This window comes from Spiribacter halobius, from assembly GCF_020883455.1.
Classification (GTDB): Bacteria; Pseudomonadota; Gammaproteobacteria; order Nitrococcales; family Nitrococcaceae; genus Sediminicurvatus; species Sediminicurvatus halobius.
On the sequence record NZ_CP086615.1, the window covers coordinates 3,707,698 to 3,723,501 of the forward strand.

The 15,804-nt window shown below is 65.9% G+C and carries 13 protein-coding genes; 7 read left to right on the plus strand and 6 right to left on the minus strand.

What is annotated here, in order from left to right; all coding sequences use genetic code 11:
* Positions 1 to 5 precede the first annotated feature (5 nt).
* The 3 genes from LMH63_RS17275 to LMH63_RS17285 are packed head-to-tail and all read right to left on the minus strand — an operon-like array spanning position 6 to position 3,636.
* Positions 6 to 1,172, minus strand: coding sequence for an ABC transporter substrate-binding protein (locus LMH63_RS17275; RefSeq protein WP_109679549.1), 1,167 nt, complete (start codon positions 1,170 to 1,172; stop codon positions 6 to 8).
* A gap of 50 nt (positions 1,173 to 1,222) precedes the next feature.
* Positions 1,223 to 2,188, minus strand: coding sequence for a polysaccharide deacetylase family protein (locus LMH63_RS17280; RefSeq protein ID WP_109679550.1), 966 nt, complete (start codon positions 2,186 to 2,188; stop codon positions 1,223 to 1,225).
* 2 nt (positions 2,189 to 2,190) lie between these two features.
* Positions 2,191 to 3,636 (minus strand): amidase family protein, encoded by a 1,446-nt coding sequence (locus LMH63_RS17285; RefSeq protein WP_158280424.1) that lies wholly within the window; start codon positions 3,634 to 3,636, stop codon positions 2,191 to 2,193.
* Positions 3,637 to 3,775: 139 nt separating this feature from the next.
* Here LMH63_RS17285 and LMH63_RS17290 point away from each other — a divergent pair, with 139 nt between their 5' ends.
* Both LMH63_RS17290 and LMH63_RS17295 read left to right on the plus strand, forming a co-directional pair.
* A complete protein-coding gene (locus tag LMH63_RS17290) occupies positions 3,776 to 4,828 on the plus strand; it encodes a GntR family transcriptional regulator (RefSeq protein ID WP_109679552.1) in 1,053 nt (350 codons plus the stop codon).
* 323 nt (positions 4,829 to 5,151) lie between these two features.
* Complete coding sequence (locus LMH63_RS17295; RefSeq protein ID WP_109679553.1) at positions 5,152 to 6,738, plus strand: L-aspartate oxidase; 1,587 nt, start codon at positions 5,152 to 5,154, stop codon at positions 6,736 to 6,738.
* Positions 6,739 to 6,939: 201 nt separating this feature from the next.
* Here the strand turns inward: LMH63_RS17295 and LMH63_RS17300 are convergent, their stop codons facing one another.
* Positions 6,940 to 7,815, minus strand: coding sequence for a LysR family transcriptional regulator (locus LMH63_RS17300; protein WP_199225717.1), 876 nt, complete (start codon positions 7,813 to 7,815; stop codon positions 6,940 to 6,942).
* Between the two features lie 210 nt (positions 7,816 to 8,025).
* Between LMH63_RS17300 and LMH63_RS17305 the strand changes: the two genes are divergently transcribed.
* The 4 genes from LMH63_RS17305 (at position 8,026) to LMH63_RS17320 (ending at position 11,981) form a co-directional block, all read left to right on the plus strand.
* Entirely contained in the window at positions 8,026 to 9,153 is a 1,128-nt protein-coding gene (locus tag LMH63_RS17305; RefSeq protein WP_199225718.1) for an MFS transporter, read from the plus strand.
* A gap of 53 nt (positions 9,154 to 9,206) precedes the next feature.
* On the plus strand, positions 9,207 to 10,508 hold the full coding sequence (locus LMH63_RS17310) for an SGNH/GDSL hydrolase family protein (protein WP_199225719.1): 1,302 nt from the start codon (positions 9,207 to 9,209) through the stop codon (positions 10,506 to 10,508).
* Positions 10,509 to 10,527: 19 nt separating this feature from the next.
* On the plus strand, positions 10,528 to 11,322 hold the full coding sequence (locus tag LMH63_RS17315) for an SDR family NAD(P)-dependent oxidoreductase (RefSeq protein ID WP_109679556.1): 795 nt from the start codon (positions 10,528 to 10,530) through the stop codon (positions 11,320 to 11,322).
* A gap of 323 nt (positions 11,323 to 11,645) precedes the next feature.
* The gene (locus tag LMH63_RS17320; RefSeq protein ID WP_109679557.1) at positions 11,646 to 11,981 is read left to right on the plus strand and encodes a hypothetical protein; all 336 of its coding nucleotides are present in this window, start codon (positions 11,646 to 11,648) and stop codon (positions 11,979 to 11,981) included.
* Positions 11,982 to 12,131: 150 nt separating this feature from the next.
* Here the strand turns inward: LMH63_RS17320 and LMH63_RS17325 are convergent, their stop codons facing one another.
* The gene (locus tag LMH63_RS17325) at positions 12,132 to 13,394 is read right to left on the minus strand and encodes an MFS transporter (RefSeq protein WP_109679558.1); all 1,263 of its coding nucleotides are present in this window, start codon (positions 13,392 to 13,394) and stop codon (positions 12,132 to 12,134) included.
* Positions 13,395 to 13,484: 90 nt separating this feature from the next.
* Here LMH63_RS17325 and LMH63_RS17330 point away from each other — a divergent pair, with 90 nt between their 5' ends.
* Entirely contained in the window at positions 13,485 to 14,102 is a 618-nt protein-coding gene (locus LMH63_RS17330; RefSeq protein ID WP_199225720.1) for a TetR/AcrR family transcriptional regulator, read from the plus strand.
* Between the two features lie 188 nt (positions 14,103 to 14,290).
* Here the strand turns inward: LMH63_RS17330 and LMH63_RS17335 are convergent, their stop codons facing one another.
* Positions 14,291 to 15,736, minus strand: a complete 1,446-nt coding sequence (locus LMH63_RS17335) for an aminotransferase-like domain-containing protein (protein ID WP_109679559.1) — start codon at positions 15,734 to 15,736, stop codon at positions 14,291 to 14,293.
* Positions 15,737 to 15,804 lie beyond the last annotated feature (68 nt).

Below are 15,804 nucleotides of genomic sequence, written 5' to 3' on the forward strand. Positions count from 1 at the left end.
TACAATCAGCTCTTCAGCAGATCCGCCCACCGGCGGACCAGGTAGTTGTGTTCATCCATGACCGAGTCCCAGACGATCACCCGGCTCATGCGACGCTCGTAGCCACCGCCCTCGTGGGATTCGCCCTCACGCACGATGCGCTCGCCGTAGGGATCGACCAGGTCCTCGCTCGCGGGCTTGCCCTCGTACCAGTACGCCCACTCCGCTTCGGAGAGGAATGGACGCACCGACGCCGGGTTCGACATGTAGGCGCCGTTGCGCGCCATGACGGCACCGGCGTACCCGCAAAGCCACCAGTTCAGGTACTCGTAGGCCGCATCAAGCGCTCGGCCCTCGAGGCAGCGCGAGAGGGCGAGGCCCCCATACCAGCCCCGATAGCCCTCACGCGGCGTTGCCATGCGCACGGGCACCCCGGCCCGGCGCAGACGCACGAACCCCTGCCACCACATGCTCGCGATATTGGCGGCACCGCTGGTGAGCAGCTCGGCGGCCTCCGCCTCGGTGGCCCAGAATCGCTGGAAGTGGCCGGCGCGCTTGAAGCGGATGAGCTGCTCGACGAGCTCATCGATCTCCTCAACGGTGAGATTTCCGGGATCATCGAACGCACAGAGCCCCGCCGCCTGCACGGCAAGCACCGCGTCCAGGGCGCCAATCGCGGCATCGCTTTGCAGGGCAATGGCGCCAGCATTCGCCGAATCCAGCAGCGCGGCCCAGCTAAGGGGCTCGAGTTGGTCGCGCGGCAGCAGGTAAGCAAACGAGTCCGCGTTGTGGACCGTTGGCAGCATGCTGATCTGGCTGGCCTCGTTCGCTCCGAGCTCCCCGTTGTGCTGTACGTAAAGGCGGTCGGCCGGGTTGCCGCCGGGCGCTCTCGGCGCCTCCGCGGACAGACGCCCGTCCTTGGGCAGTGCATTGACCTCGTCCCAACGCTCTATGCGCGCAAGCTCGATAGGTTGGATGGAACGGGTCGGCCAGATGAGGTCCACGTTGTGGAACCACTGGTCGTAGATGTCGAAGGCCTCCGGCTCGAGCGCGGCGATCCGCTGCGCGGTGGTGCCGTCGTGGATGATGTACTCGAGCTCGATCCCGAGATCGGCGGCCGCACGTTCGCGGATGGGCTCAAGGAGGCTCACCGAGGTCCCAAGCACCCGTAGCCGAACGGGGCTCGCGTGCACGGCGGGGGCTCGACCCTGGGCTGCTGACGCTGTACTCCGGGCGGACACGCTCAAGCCTCCATGCTCTGAGTGGCCCGATCCGAGGGCACCTGCGTGGCGCCACGGGCATCGAAGGCCGACTCTTGCGAAGACTTGCCGGCAGCACGGGGGAAGCGCTGCGCGAAGTCGTCAGCGATCTCGGCAAGCGTGCAGAACTCGACGCCGGGGTGGCTCGACATGTACTGAATGAGCCGCTCCTGCATCAGCAGGACCTGCGGGCGGCCCGAGACGTCAGGGTGGATGGTCATCGGGAACACGGCGTAATCACATTCCCGGTAGACCCAGTCGAATTGCTCGCGCCAGACCTCTTCGACTTGGCGGGGCGTGATGAACCCGTGGCTGTTCGCCATCGCCTTGACGAACATCATTGGCACCTGATCATCCAGCTGCCAGTTGGCGGGGATCTCGACGAGATCGGTCTCCTCCCCCCGCTTCAGGGGATGCATCCAGGCCTCGGCGGGCTGGCTGTAGTCGATCTTGGTCCACCGATCGCCAGTGCGAACGTAATAGGGCTGGAAGTCCCGGTGCATGAGGCTGTGGTCGTAGCGAATGCCGCGCTCCAGGAGGAGCTCGGCGGTGGCGTTGCTGAACTCCCACCACGGCGCCGCGTGCCCCACGGGCCGGCTGCCACAGTGCTCCTCGATCAGGCTGATACAGCGATCGAGCACGGCCGCCTCCTGCTCGCGCGTCATCGCAAGCGGGTTCTCGTGGCTGTAGCCGTGAAGCCCGACCTCGTGGCCCGCGGCCGCGATCGCCGCCAACTGGTCAGGGAATGTCTCGATCGAGTGGCCGGGGATGAACCAGCTGGCTCGGATGCCGTACCGGCGAAAGAGCTTGAGCAGCCGAGGCGCCCCGACCTCGCCGGCGAAGAGGCCTCGCGAGATGTCGCACGGCGAGTCCTCGCCACCATAGGTCCCAAGCCATCCAGCAACGGCGTCGAAATCGACCCCATAGGCACAAAGAATTCGCTTTGCCATCTCTACAACTCCTCGGAGAGAAACCTGCCTGCAGGCGAGTGCCAGAGACCTGCGTCATCAAGCGCGTCCTCGATGGCCAGGGCGGTCGCGAGGACACGAGCATCCTCGCCGCTGGCGCCACAGAGCAGGCAGCTGACGGGAAGGCGATGCTCGGCGTTGAGACCACATGGGATGGCCACGCCAGGGAGATCCAGAAAGCTCCCTAGAACAGTATTCGCGAGCACGCGCCGATTGGCGCGATGCGCGCGATCCAGATCCTCCGCGATGGGGGTGGCGAGGGGAGCGAGGCACGGCACGGTTGGAATCAGGAGCAGCGCCCCTGCAAGCTCATGACGCAGCGAGCGCTGCGCCTCCCCGGCCACACAATGCAGTGTTGCGAGGTCTGCAGCACTCATGTTGCGCCCCTCGTAGAGCCGCATGACCACCAGTGGGTCCATGACGGCGCGACCGGTGCGCTCGAGCGCGTGCCGATGAAAGGCGTAGGCCTCCGCCGCCGTAATACTGCCGTACTGGCGCATGGCGGCCCGGGCCTGCTGCAGGCTCGGCATTTCCATTCGGCTTATGCGCGCACCCCCTTCACGGAGTGCCTCAACGGCGCGGGTGAAGACGGCGCGCACTTCCGCGTCGGCGTCGTCGACCACCGGGTCTTCGGGCACGACGACCCGCACACCGCGCAACGCCGGCGTTGCGGGCGAAGACGGTCGTCGGCCTCGCAAGGCCTGGTCGAGCAAAAACGCATCGCGCACGCTGGGCGCGAGGGGGCCCACTCGATCGAGCGTGCGCGACAGCGGATACACACCACCCTGGGGATAGCGCCCGGCTGTCGGCTTGAAGCCAACCAGCCCTGTGAACGCTGCAGGCACGCGAACCGAGCCGGACGTATCGGTACCGATTGCAAACGGCACAGCGCCCGTTGCGACCGCGACCGCCGCGCCGGAGGAGGAACCGCCCGGAATTCGGGTCTGCTCTGTCGACCACGGGTTCGCGGGCGTGCCGAAGTGCGGGTTGAGCCCGAGTCCGCTGAAGGCCAGCTCGGAAAGGTTTGTCTTGCCGACCGAAACCGTGCCCGCAGCCGCGAGGCGTTGAACGGCTTCGGCATCCTCTCGCGCTGGCTCGGAATCGAGTCGAAGCCGCGATCCCGCCGTGGTGCGCAGGCCGGCCATGTCGAACAAGTCCTTCCACGCCACCGGGATGCCATCCAGCAACCCCAAAGGCCGCCCGCGACGGTGACGCCCCGCGCTGGCCCTTGCCTCGCGGTCAGCCCGTTCCTCGCACAGTTCCAGGAACACGGCCTCGAGCGCCGGCTCCCGAGTCATCGCCAGGGTCCGTGTCAACAGATCACCCGGGGTGACATCGCCGCGCTGCAGGCGGCCCGCGAGCATCTCGATAACGCCCGCTCGCGTGACCGTGTATCGCGACGGGATGCTGGCCTTTTCAGCGTGCCGCATCGGACCTCTCCTCGCACGGTCGACCTGGCTGGGCCGACGACCTACGGCCGGAAGCATACAACAATGACTACCGTATGCAACCGTCATTTATAGATGCGGTGACGAATGGATATAGACTGACGGAAGTCGAAAACACGAGATGCCATCGGGAAGGAGCTTCTGCGTGAGCGGGCAACAACACGGCCGCGGGGTGCCGCGCCACGAGAACGCCGGGTCTGCCGTACCTCGGTATCAGGTCATACGCGATGCGCTTGAGGCATCCATCCGCAGTGGGCGGGTACCGCAGGGACTGGTGATCATCGAGAAGCCGGTGGCCGATATCTTTGGTACCAGTCGCGCCCCTGTGCGCCGCGCCTTGAAGGAACTGCACGACCAGGGACTACTCCAGCGCTTCGAGGGACGCGGCTACCTCGCTGGCACCAGCGCAAGCGCAGAGCCCATTCGCCAGCGCCTTGATGCCCGCGTGCTCGGGCTTGAAACGGACACGCGCATCACCGTCGACTCGCGGGCACTCGCTGACCGGATTCAGGACGATGTCCAGCAGGTGCTCGCAACGGCCATGGCATTCGGGCAGTTCCGCGTCCAGGCCATTGAGCTGGCGACTCATTACGGTGTCAGTCGCACCGTGGCGCGCGAGGTCCTCATGCGCTTGAGGGACCGGCGCATCGTGGGCAAGGACAGCAGCGGTCACTGGGTCGTCGGGCCGCTCACCGCCCGGGCGATGCGTGAGGATTACGAGATAAGGCGGGTGCTTGAGCCCGTGGCATTGCGGGGTTCGGCACCCAAGCTCGGCGATGATGAGTTGCGCGCCATGCAGCGACGCCTTGATCAGGCGATGAATGGCTCGGCGGAGCCCTCGGTCTCTCTGCTGCGGGAGATCGAACGCGACCTCCACGAACGCTGTCTGCGCTTCCACGACAACGACCGGATGCGCGGGATTATCCGCCACAGCCAGCTGCCTCTGGTCGTGAACAATGTCTTCTACATGGTGGTGGGCCGCGCAAAGGAGAGCCCAGCGCTCGCCGAACATGCGTGCGTGATTGCCCACCTGCTCCGCAAGGATGCGGGCGCTGCCGCCCTTAGCCTCGAGTCCCACCTCGAGGCCGCCGCTGAGCGCACCCGGCAAAGGCTAAAAGCGCTTTCCGTCTTCCCGGAACCGCAGTTACCCGACTACCTCCTGCGGGTGACCTGAGAGACGAGGTTCAGTCGAAAGGTCGTTATCCAACAAGGACGTAGCAGGTCTCGACTCGCCCAATGGGCGGACTCGGTCTGCGATTCGTCCAAAGCGCGTCGTACGCAAGGTTCGACCCCGAGCGGGGTGTACGACCAACTTTGTTGAGGGTAACCCCGGCGCAAACGAGGTCGGAATCCCGCATTGACATAGTCCCTGCGATACTTATGCTCAATGCATTCATAAGGTCACCGACACCAACACAAGGGAGCCTGACCTGGCCCTGGTAATGCGGAAGTAGCCACCCCTTCCGCAGGCGATTCCAAGCCCCGGGTATCGAGGCAATGAGCAGCAACCATGACCGCGTAATCATTGCGGGCAGCGGGCTGGCCGGTCTCTCGGCGGCTCTTCGCCTCGCACCCGTTCCTGTGCTGCTGATCACGAGCGGGCGACTTGGCCGCTCCGGGTCCACGTGCTGGGCTCAGGGCGGAATCGCGTGCGCTATGGACGACGGGGACAACCCGGAAGGACATGCGGCAGATACGGTTGCGGCGGGGGCAGGCCTATCTGACGACCGCGTGGCAAAGCGCGTGGCGCACGAGGCGCAAAGGTGTATCGGCTGGCTCTGGGATTCGGGGGTGCGCTTTGACCTTGCAGACGACGGCCGGCCGGCCCTGACCCGCGAAGGTGCTCACCAACACTCCCGCATTCTCCATGCGGGTGGCGATCAGACCGGCGCCGAGTTGATGCGCACCCTGGAGGCGCAGGTTCGCACAACGCCTGGCATAACCGTCATGGAGGACACACAGGTCGTTGATCTGTTGGTCGATGACAGTGGTGCCAGAGGCGTTGTCGCTCAGCGAGGCACCTCGATTTTTCCCGTGAGCGCGAGGGCCGTCGTCCTCGCAACAGGCGGTGCCGCGGCGCTGTATGCGTCGACCACGAACCCGCCCGGGAACTGGGGCAGTGGGCTGCGCCTGGCGCTACGCGCCGGCGCCTTGCTGCGGGATCTCGAATTCGTGCAGTTTCATCCCACTGCTTTGGACCTCCCCGGCAACGCGAACACCGGAAGGCCCTTGCCTCTGGCCAGTGAAGCAATCCGCGGGGAGGGAGGCGTGCTCGTGGACGAAGCGGGGACGCCCGTCATGGCCGGCGTCCCGGGTGGTGATCTCGCGCCACGCGATGTAGTCGCTCGGACACTGTCGCGGCAGCGTGAGCAGGGGCGCCGGATCTTCCTGGATACGCGCGATTCGCTCGGCCGGCAATTCCTACAACGCTTTCCCGGGGTCGCCGGTCTCTGCCAGGCCGCTGGCATCGATCCCGTCAACCAGCCGATCCCAGTGCGCCCGGCGGCCCACTACCACATGGGGGGTGTTCAAACCGATGACCACGGGGCAACCAACGTCCCCGGTCTGTGGGCCATTGGAGAGGTCGCATCGACGGGTCTGCACGGAGCCAATCGACTCGCGAGTAACTCCCTCCTCGAAGCGCTCGCCTATGCGGGGTGGGCCGCCGAGGACATTCGCAGCCGAACGGGCCTCGCACGGGGGACGCCTCTGCCACCCACCCCGGAGCACTCCGCCCAGCTCGTGACACGGAGCGCGATGACGGGATCCTCGGTGCTACGTCTGCGACACCTGATGGATACCCACGTCGGGGTGATACGGGATCGGCACGGCCTCGAGCAGGTTCAGGCGCAATTTAGGGCGCTCCGTGAGACTGCTGAAGCGAACGGCGCCCTGGCGGCAATGAGTGAGGTCGCCGCGCTCATTGCGCAAGCTGCGTTAACGCGACAGGAAAGCCGTGGTGCCCATCAGCGTCAAGAGTTCAATGCACCGAGCCCCGCGTGGGACAGGCACCAGGTCATTGGCAAAGGTACTGCCACGGCGCAAGCCAATGACTCGCTCCGCAACGAGTCACCTGTTGCATAGTGCAAGACGGTGCTGGCCGACCGCCCCTGTCCAACGTGCGTGCGGGTGCAGCGCACCGTTCCGGCGCGCACTGGCCAACCCATAGGTCCTGCGAGCGCCGAGTGCATGCGTCGAGCGGAATCGCCCCGGCCTTCTCGTATCAGCCCGAACTCCCGCGCCGGATTAAAGCCGAACAACCGCCGCCACGCGTGGGCGAGCGAGTCACTCGCTCTCTTCGAATCGCACCCGGGCGGCGAGAAAATCAATCAGCGCTCTGGCACGTGCCGGCAGGTAAGCCCGTCGGCCTTCGTAGATCGCGTGGACGGCCTCTGTATCGCCCGAATCGTAAGCGGGCAGGACCTCGACGAGCCTGCCGTCCCTGAGATCGTCGGCCACCTGGAACTCTGCAAGTCTGGCGAGTCCGAGCCCCTTGATCGCCAGATGCCGCACGGACTCACCGTCGCCCGCGAGTACTGCTGGCCGCGGCAGGTACTCTTGCACGCCATCTCGACTCCGCAAGGGCCAGGCTTCCGCGACCCTTGGGTAGGCAAAGCCCACCCGGACGTGGTGCTCGAGTTCATCGGGCACGCGCGGCGTGCCATGAGCCCGCAAATAAACGGGTGAGGCCACGATCTTCAGCCGTGTCTCCCCCAGCCGGCGGGCGACAAGGCGCGAGCTCTTCAGTGGTCCGGCGCGGATGGCGACATCCGTGTGCTCTCCCACCAGGTCGACGATCTCGTCGGAAAGCCACAGCTCAGGTTTCACCTGCGGGTACTGCGCTGTGAACTCCGGCAGCAGCGGAATGAGGAAGTGGTGCCCGAAGGGCACATTGGCGCTAATGCGCAGGCGTCCCCGTGCTGCCGTAGCCGAGCTGCCTACACTCTCCGCGTCCTCGAGGTCCGCGAGCAACTGCACCGCGCGCTCGTAGAAATCGTGTCCCTCCTGCGTGACACGCACCCCACGGGTTGAGCGGCTCAGTAACCGCACACCCAGCCGATCCTCCAGGCGCGCGATCAGGCGACTGACCGCGGACGGCGTCATGTCGAAGTCACGTGCGGCCGCCGAGAACCCCCGCCTCTCGACGACGCGCACGAACACCGCCATCTCCCCGAACCGGTTGACCAACGGGCGCGGCATAGTGATTTCAACTCAAAACTGAATTGCCAATGTCACGACTATGGCAAAGCCGCACGCCCCTTCACAGTGCGCCCCATTCGGTCGAGCTGCTGGAGGGCTGTCGCAGTGCCACCTGCTGTTATCGCGCTCACCGCCGGAGCGTTCGGAATCGGGGTTACGGAGTTCGTGATCATGGGCCTGCTTCTGCCCGTGAGCGAATCGCTCAGCGTCTCCGTCTCCGCGGCCGGGCTGCTCGTCTCCGGGTACGCGCTCGGGGTCGTCGTTGGCGCACCGCTACTCACGTACCTGATGAGCCGCTGGCGCAGCAAGCGGGTCCTGCTCGCGCTCATGATCATCTTCACGCTCGGCAACGCCGCCTGCGCCCTCGCACCGGATTACGTCTCCCTGATGCTTGCCCGCGTGATAACGGCGCTCGCCCATGGCACCTACTTCGGGATTGGCTCGGTTCTCGCCACTCGGCTTGTGCCGCTCGACCGGCGAGCAACCGCAATCGCGGTCATGTTCACAGGTCTCACCCTTGCCAACATCCTCGGCGTGCCGTTTGGCACCTGGCTCGGCCACGAGCTCGGCTGGCGTGCCACCTTCGTGGCCATAGCGGTGGTGGGTGCGCTCGCGCTGGGGGTGATTGCAGCCCTGGTGCCGGACGTAACGGAGGACGTACCCGATGCGGGTGCAGCTGCGGCGGCGCGGGTGTTTCTCAGACCTGCCGTCGTGCTCGGGATGGCGACGACCGTGCTTGGGTATGCCGGTGTCTTCACCGTATTCACCTACATCGCACCGCTTCTCACCCGGCTGACGGGCGTCGCCGAGGCGGCGCTCTCGCCGATTCTTCTCCTGTTCGGCCTTGGCCTGGTGGCCGGGAATCTGCTCGGTGGGCGCTTCGCGGATAAGCGGCTGTTCGAAACGGTTACTGGCACGTTGCTGCTGCTCGCCATGGTGTTGGCCGTCATGCGCCTGGCCCTACCAAACCCGGGCACAGCAGTGCTCGCCGTTGGTCTTCTCGGCGCGGCGGGCTTTGCAACGGTGCCCCCGCTTCAGATGTGGGTTCTTGCCAAGGCGGAAGGAGCCGGGCAGAGCCTTGCCGCGAGCGTGAACATCGCTGCCTTCAACCTCGGCAATGCTTTTGGCGCCTGGCTGGGAGGCGTCGTCGTTGACCATGGTCCGGGACTCCGGGCCCTTCCGTGGGTCGCCGCGGTCCTCCCGTTACTAGCCATCGCGCTGGCGTTTTATGCCGAGCGCACCGCCCTCGACCGACGCGGCCTGCCACGAACCTGTCCACCAACGGGTCCGGTCGAGTAGCGCTCGACCCTTACGACACCGCGTCGCGGTGCATCGGCAACAAGGAGACACTCATGCAGCGCCCATCAACCACGCTACGCCTGCGCCACAACCATCGGATCCTCGTAGCAGCGCTGGTGATGCTTTCAGTGCTCGGCGCCACTGGCTCACTCACGGCAGCGGCGCAACCTTCCCCGCACTTGGTGACGACGTGGAGCGCGAGCCCGCAGGCACGCTGGGAAAGCGACTTCGTCCTGCCGGCCGGCGTGCCAGAGGCACTACACAACCACACGATCCGCCAGCCGCTGCGGGTGAGCATCGGCGGCGAGCGCCTCCGCATCGTCCTGTCGAACGCCTACGGCGAGCGACCGCTGCCTATTGCGGACGCAAGCGTGGCGATCAGCGCCGGTCGGGACGCCATCCTCCCCGGCTCGGCGCGCTCAGTCACCTTTGGCGGCAGGCGAAGGGCCACCATTCCGCCCGGGGCGCCATTGGTTAGTGATCCGGTCGACCTGCCCGTCGAGCCCCTGTCGATGCTCGCGGTGACACTTCACGTGCCCGAACCGACCCCCATCAACACGTTCCACTGGGATGCCAGGCGCACGAGCTACATCGCACCCGGCCAGCAGGTGCGCGAGAACCACCTCGACGAAGCCCGCACAACCACGACTCGTGTCCTGCTCAGCGCCGTTCTCGTCGAGGCGCCGAAGGCCCGCGGTGCGGTGGTTGCAGTCGGTGACTCCATCACGGACGGCAATGGCGCAACCACGGATGCCAACGCCCGATGGCCCGACTTCCTCGCAGAGCGATTGGCCCCGCGCGATGTCGCCGTGATCAACGCCGGAATCTCGGGCGCCCGCCTGCTCACCGATGGCATGGGAGAGAATGCGCTCGCACGTCTTCGCCGCGACGTGCTTGCCCCGCCGGGCGTCACCACGGCTGTAGTGCTCATCGGCATCAACGACATCAGCTGGCCCGGCACAGCCTTCGCTCCGTATAGCTCACGGCCAACGCTTGCAGAGCTGACCGCCGGGTACACCCAGCTCGTCGAACGGGCGCACACGCACGGCATTCGGGTGGTCGGCGCCACACTGCCCCCGTTCAAGGGTGCCCTCGAGGGCTCACCGCTCGATGACTACTACTCGGCAGACAAGAACCGCCTGCGTCGGGAAATCAACCAGTGGCTTCGGGAGAGCGAGGTCTTCGATGCCGTCGTGGACCTCGACCGCGTTCTTCGCGACCCCGCGAAGCCGGAGCGGCTGAGACCGGAGTTCGACTCCGGTGATCATCTCCACCCGGGCGATGAGGGGAACAGGGCGATCGCCGAGACGTTCACAGAGCAAGCGCTATTCGGCGAGCAGCCGACCACTCAGTGACAACAGGAGCTTTGGCACCATGCGCATTGATCTCACGAACCACACCGCGCTCGTAACCGGCTCGACCCACGGTATCGGATTCGCGACCGCCGTTGGCCTCGCCAACGCTGGCGCACAGGTGATCATCAACGGCCGCCACACGGAGTCCGTCGATGCCGCGCTCGAGCGCCTCTCGCATCAGGCGCCCCCGGAGAACCTCTGGGGCGTGGCCGCAGACCTCTCGACGGCCGAGGGCTGCGCCGCACTCACCGCCCGGGTGCCCTCGGCCGACATCCTGGTGAACAACGTCGGCATTTTTGGGCCGAAGGACTTCTTCGACGTTACCGACGAGGACTGGCAGCACTTCTTCGAGCTGAACGTCATGTCGGCCGTGCGGCTGTCGCGTCATTACGCCCCCGCCATGGCCGACACCGGCTGGGGACGTATCGTCTTTGTCTCCTCAGAGTCTGGCCTGAACATCCCGACGGAGATGATCCACTACGGCTTCACCAAGACCGCAATGCTCTCGGTCTCCCGTGGCCTCGCCAAGCGAATGGCTGGCACCGGGGTGACCGTGAACGCCGTCCTCCCGGGGCCCACCCTATCCGAGGGCGTGACCGCCATGCTGAACGAGGAGATCGAGCGAACCGGTCGCTCGGCGGAGGAGGTCAGCCGGGACTTCGTCATGGAGCACCGCCCCTCCTCAATCATCCAGCGCGCCGCAACGCCCGAGGAGGTCGCGAACATGATCGTGTATGCGGTCTCAGAGCAGGCATCGGCCACCACGGGGGCCGCCCTGCGCGTGGACGGCGGCGTGGTGGATAGCATTGCATGAGGCCGCTCGGCTCCCGGTGGCGGTGACCTGCACCACCACTGGGAGCCGACTCCGACCAAAGAGTGACGGCATGGCGGCCGGGCCACCCGGCCCCGACAGCCATCTGGCCTTCCTCCCGCACCCTAGGCATCGAACCGCGGGGTCGTACGCAGCCCGGCCGCCCGCCATGCATTGGGAAATCGGGTCTAGCGGCCTATCGGAGGTGGACCTATTCGTTTGAACAGGTCCGCCCCCCTGCTTCGCGCTCAGACAGGTGCCGCCCACGCGTAGGGTGACGCGTTGAACCGGTTATCCGGTCTATCTGAAAGCGCGGCAATGCCCCGGTGAACCAAGTCGACGAAGACGTCATCCAGAGCTACGACGAAAAGGTGCGCTGGAGCCGCCTGCTGGACCGCGTTGCGCAGGATCATCGTTACGTCTTGGGCAAGCACGACCGCGTGGTTGCGGCGCTCGTGCCGATGGAGGAATGCGGGGCACTGACCGCTCGGGATGCCGACGACTCGTCCGAGCCCCGCGAGCTCGCGGCGATGGTCGAGCGACTCCAAGCGGAAAAGGAGGCGACTACCGCGGCCCTGGACAGCGCGTTCGCCGAGATCGGTCACACCCGTGAGCGGCTGAGCGCCCTTCGGGCGCAGCGTGAACACGAGGTAGGGCGATGATCGTGACTGAGTCAGCCGCCCGCTGGCGAGTTAGGTCACGCGGCACGCCACACTGACCTGCGGCTGGCTGTCGCGCGGCTGCGCCTTGCACAACCTATGTATGGACTCGCTCCCCGCGGCACGCATAATGGCTTGCCCCACCAGCAGCATCTAAGTTGAGGGCTCACCCGAGAGATTGGGTTGAGGCACCTCGAACGCCCGGGCGCGCTTTTCAACGATCGGCAAGTGCACGAGGCCAGCGAAGACCCCCAATCCGACCACGAGCCACCAGATGAGCCCGTAGTCCCCCGTGAGCTCAAAAAGCGCTCCACCTAGCCACACACCCGCGAATGATCCGAGCTGATGTGTGAAGAACACGAGTCCGAATAGCGTGCCCATGTATCGGGTGCCGAACATGACGGCGACCAGCCCCGACGTGGCGGGCACCGTTGACAGCCAAAGCAGTCCCACAACGACGGAGAACAACAGCACGCTGGGAGCACTTGGGGGCGTGAGGACGAACCAGGTGATCAAGGCGGCGCGTCCGAAATAGATGAACGAAAGGATTGCGCGCTTGCTGTGCCTGCTTCCGAGCAGGCCGGACCCATACGAACCAACGATATTGGCCAGTCCGATGAGAGCAAGCGCCCACCCGATCACCGAGCCGCTGACGTCAAGGTCGGTGAGATAGGGAGGCAGATGGACCATCATGAAGGCGAGCTGGAAGCCGCACACGAAGAACCCGAAAAGCAGCAACCAGTAGCTCCCGTGCTTGAGCGCCGAGCGCAGAGCCCACTTGATCCCGAGGTCCAGCTCCTGGTTCAGGCTCTGGTTCGCGGATTGAGCCCGACCGCGGAACCCTAGCGCCAGCAGCGGCACGAGGCAGGTCATTGCCGCCAGGAGGAGCGTGGCCTGCTGCCAGCCGTATGCGCCGATGAACCCCTGGCCAAGCGGCGCGAAGACGAACTGGCCCAGCGAACCGGCGGCCGTCGCGAGCCCAAGGGCCCAGGAGCGGTGCGACTCGGGCACGATTCTCCCCAACGCGCCAAGCACGGTGACGAACGAGGCACCTCCCATGCCCACACCCACAAGGACCCCGGCTCCAAGGTGCAGGTCCATCGGGGTGCTCGCGAACGCCATCGTGGCAACGCCCAGCGCATATAACGCCCCACCTGCCGCGAGGACCCGCGCGGCCCCGAAGCGGTCGACAAGAGCGCCGGCGAAGGGCTGAGCGATACCCCAGAACAGGTTTTGCAGGGCGATCGCCAGGGCAAACACCTCGCGACTCCAGCCATGCGTGCCGGAGACGGGATCGGTGAACAGGCCAAAGATTGATCTCACACCGAACGTTATGAGCGATATGAGGCAGCCACAGGCGATGACCGCACCGATCGCTCCAAGACCAGACCAGTTGCCAGAGCGCTTGGATGACATGACAAGTCTCCGATGTCGCCTTACCGGGCGGTATACATAAGCAGCGAAAAATTCAGCTGGCCCACGCACGGGCCAGCCGAAGGTTGTTCTATGTATACCGACCGGTATAATGACAGCATGCAACGAGCACCCCGTCAAACCCGCGAGGTCATCGTCGAGGCGGCAGACAGGCTTTTCTATGCCGAGGGCATTCGTAAGGTCGGGGTCGACGCCATTGCCGCCGAGGCGGGCGTGACCAAGCGCACGCTCTACTATCACTTCAAATCCAAGGATGAATTGGTCGCCGCGTATCTCGAGAGCCGGCATGCGCCGACGCTCGCGATGCTCCGGCGGACATTGACCGGCGACGGCGACCTGCAGCAGCGGGTTAGAGGTTTCTTCCTCGCCCTTCATCAACGTGTTCAGTCGCAGGAGTGGAAGGGCTGCCTGTTCCTCAGGACAGTGGCCGAGCTTCGGAGCGAGCCTGGCCATCCGGCGCTCGAGATCGCGGCAGGTCACAAGGAAGCCGTCGAGGACCTCTTCCGTGAGCATCTGGAGGCAAGCGGCGCGTCGCAGGCGCCACTGCATGCGCAGCAGCTACTTCTGCTCTACGACGGCACCATCATCGAGGTTCTTGTTCGGTCAGAGCCGGACTACGCCCTCGCCGCGGGCGATGCAGCAGCTCGGATCGTCGGTGCCGCCCTTGCGGCAGGTACCGCCCCGGAATAGGCGCATCTGGAAGCCGTGGGTGCCGGGCCCCTCGGTTAGCTGGAGCGCGGCGCCGCTATCCCGACGCTTCCAGGTACCTGACGCGCGACAATCGAATGACCCTGGTCTAGGCACGACTTGGGGCCCCGAGGGGGTCGTCAAAGATCCAACTAGCGCCCCAAGCACAGCCAGACGCGGGGTACTCCCGTCTAGCCCGCTAGCGCAGCACGCATCCCATCATGCGTTGACTCCGCCGCCCATCGGCCGAGCCGTTGAATGGCCTCTTCCCGTGTCGCGCTCCAGGGCGCGCCGGCCGTTAGCCGGATGCAATTACCGAAGGCCCCGCTCGGCGAGAAAAGCTCACCGGGTAGGAGCGTAATTCGCTCGGAGACCGCGCGATGGAAAAGCGCGGTGCCATCCGCCAGGGCTGGCAACTCCACCCAGAGTGACAGCCCACCCTCCGGCTCCGAGACCGTTGTCTCCGCTGGGAAGTGGCGCAAAACGGCCTCTCTCAGCACTCGCATCTGGGAGGCGAGGCGCGGGCGAAACCGTGCGAGATGCCGTTCGCTCTCACCACTGTCCAGGAAGTCGGCGACAGCGAGCTGAAGTAACGTTGGTGGCCCGTTACGCGAGCTCGCGTGCCGCATGGCGAGAACCTTCTCGAACCAGCGCCCCGGTGCGAGCCAGCCGATGCGGTTGCCGGGGCCAAGCGTCTTGCCGTTCGAGCTCGCCCAGACGACCCATCCATTGGTGTCCCAGGCCTTGATCGGCTGCGGGCGCTGCGCGCCGAAATGCAGCTCTCCGAGCACGTCGTCCTCGATCACCGTCACCTGGTATCGCGCTGCGAGCTCGGCAAGCTTCCGCCGGTCGGCCTCCCTTACCGTGAGGCCGGTGGGATTGGCGTGGGAGGCGCCAACAAGCATCGCCTTGACGGTATCGCGAGCGAACAGGCGCTCGAGGCACCCGAAGTCCATGCTCGACGTGGATCCGTCCACCTCGATGACATGGCGCTCCTTGAGTTCCAGCAGGTGAAGGAACCCGCGGTACGCCGGCGTCGGCACGATCACGCTATCGCCGGGGCGAGTCGCAACCTCGAGCACCAGATTGATGCCATCCATGGCGCCGTTCGTGACAATGAGTTCCTCTGCGGGGATCATCACGCCGGCATTCTCGTGACGCTTCGCAAGGGCCTCCAGGAGGGTGGCCGCGCCGGCGCCTTCGGAGTAGACGGCGAACGAGCGGGGCGTGGCGTAGCGCGTCGCCCGTCGCATGCTTTGCCGAAACGCCGCCACGGGAAGCAATTCGGGGGCGGGCAGTGCGCTGCCGAACGACACGACTCTCGGGTCGAGGTCAAGGGACGCCACCCGCGCCGAGATACGCCCCCGGCGCACCACCTCCTGCTCGGGTAAGGGCGCCCACGACACAGCGGGTGCAGCGTTGCGAGGCGTCACGTAAAAGCCGCGCTGTGCCTGAGGCCGGATGAGGCCCTCGCGTTCCAGAATACGGTAGGCGTGGATCACCGTGTTTCGGCTTACACCAAACTGCTTCGCGGTCACGCGCACGCCGGGAAGCCGCCGGGCACCGCGCAGCGGGCCGCGGGTGATCGCGGCACGCAGTGCCTCGGCGACGTTTTCATAGCGGTACGGCTTGCTCATGCTGCACCTTGGGCGTTCACTGATATGGTCAGCGGCCTCCGAGCGGCCGTGGGCGACCGGTCCTCGGC

Bases quoted from the DNA above. Each gene is read 5' to 3' on its own strand.
- LMH63_RS17280 (WP_109679550.1), bottom strand. From the start codon at position 2,188: ATGGCAAAGCGAATTCTTTGTGCCTATGGGGTCGATTTCGACGCCGTT.
- LMH63_RS17285 (WP_158280424.1), bottom strand. From the start codon at position 3,636: ATGCGGCACGCTGAAAAGGCCAGCATCCCGTCGCGATACACGGTCACG.
- LMH63_RS17290 (WP_109679552.1), top strand. From the start codon at position 3,776: ATGCCATCGGGAAGGAGCTTCTGCGTGAGCGGGCAACAACACGGCCGC.
- LMH63_RS17295 (WP_109679553.1), top strand. From the start codon at position 5,152: ATGAGCAGCAACCATGACCGCGTAATCATTGCGGGCAGCGGGCTGGCC.
- LMH63_RS17305 (WP_199225718.1), top strand. From the start codon at position 8,026: ATGGGCCTGCTTCTGCCCGTGAGCGAATCGCTCAGCGTCTCCGTCTCC.
- LMH63_RS17310 (WP_199225719.1), top strand. From the start codon at position 9,207: ATGCAGCGCCCATCAACCACGCTACGCCTGCGCCACAACCATCGGATC.
- LMH63_RS17315 (WP_109679556.1), top strand. From the start codon at position 10,528: ATGCGCATTGATCTCACGAACCACACCGCGCTCGTAACCGGCTCGACC.
- LMH63_RS17325 (WP_109679558.1), bottom strand. From the start codon at position 13,394: ATGTCATCCAAGCGCTCTGGCAACTGGTCTGGTCTTGGAGCGATCGGT.
- LMH63_RS17330 (WP_199225720.1), top strand. From the start codon at position 13,485: ATGTATACCGACCGGTATAATGACAGCATGCAACGAGCACCCCGTCAA.
- LMH63_RS17335 (WP_109679559.1), bottom strand. From the start codon at position 15,736: ATGAGCAAGCCGTACCGCTATGAAAACGTCGCCGAGGCACTGCGTGCC.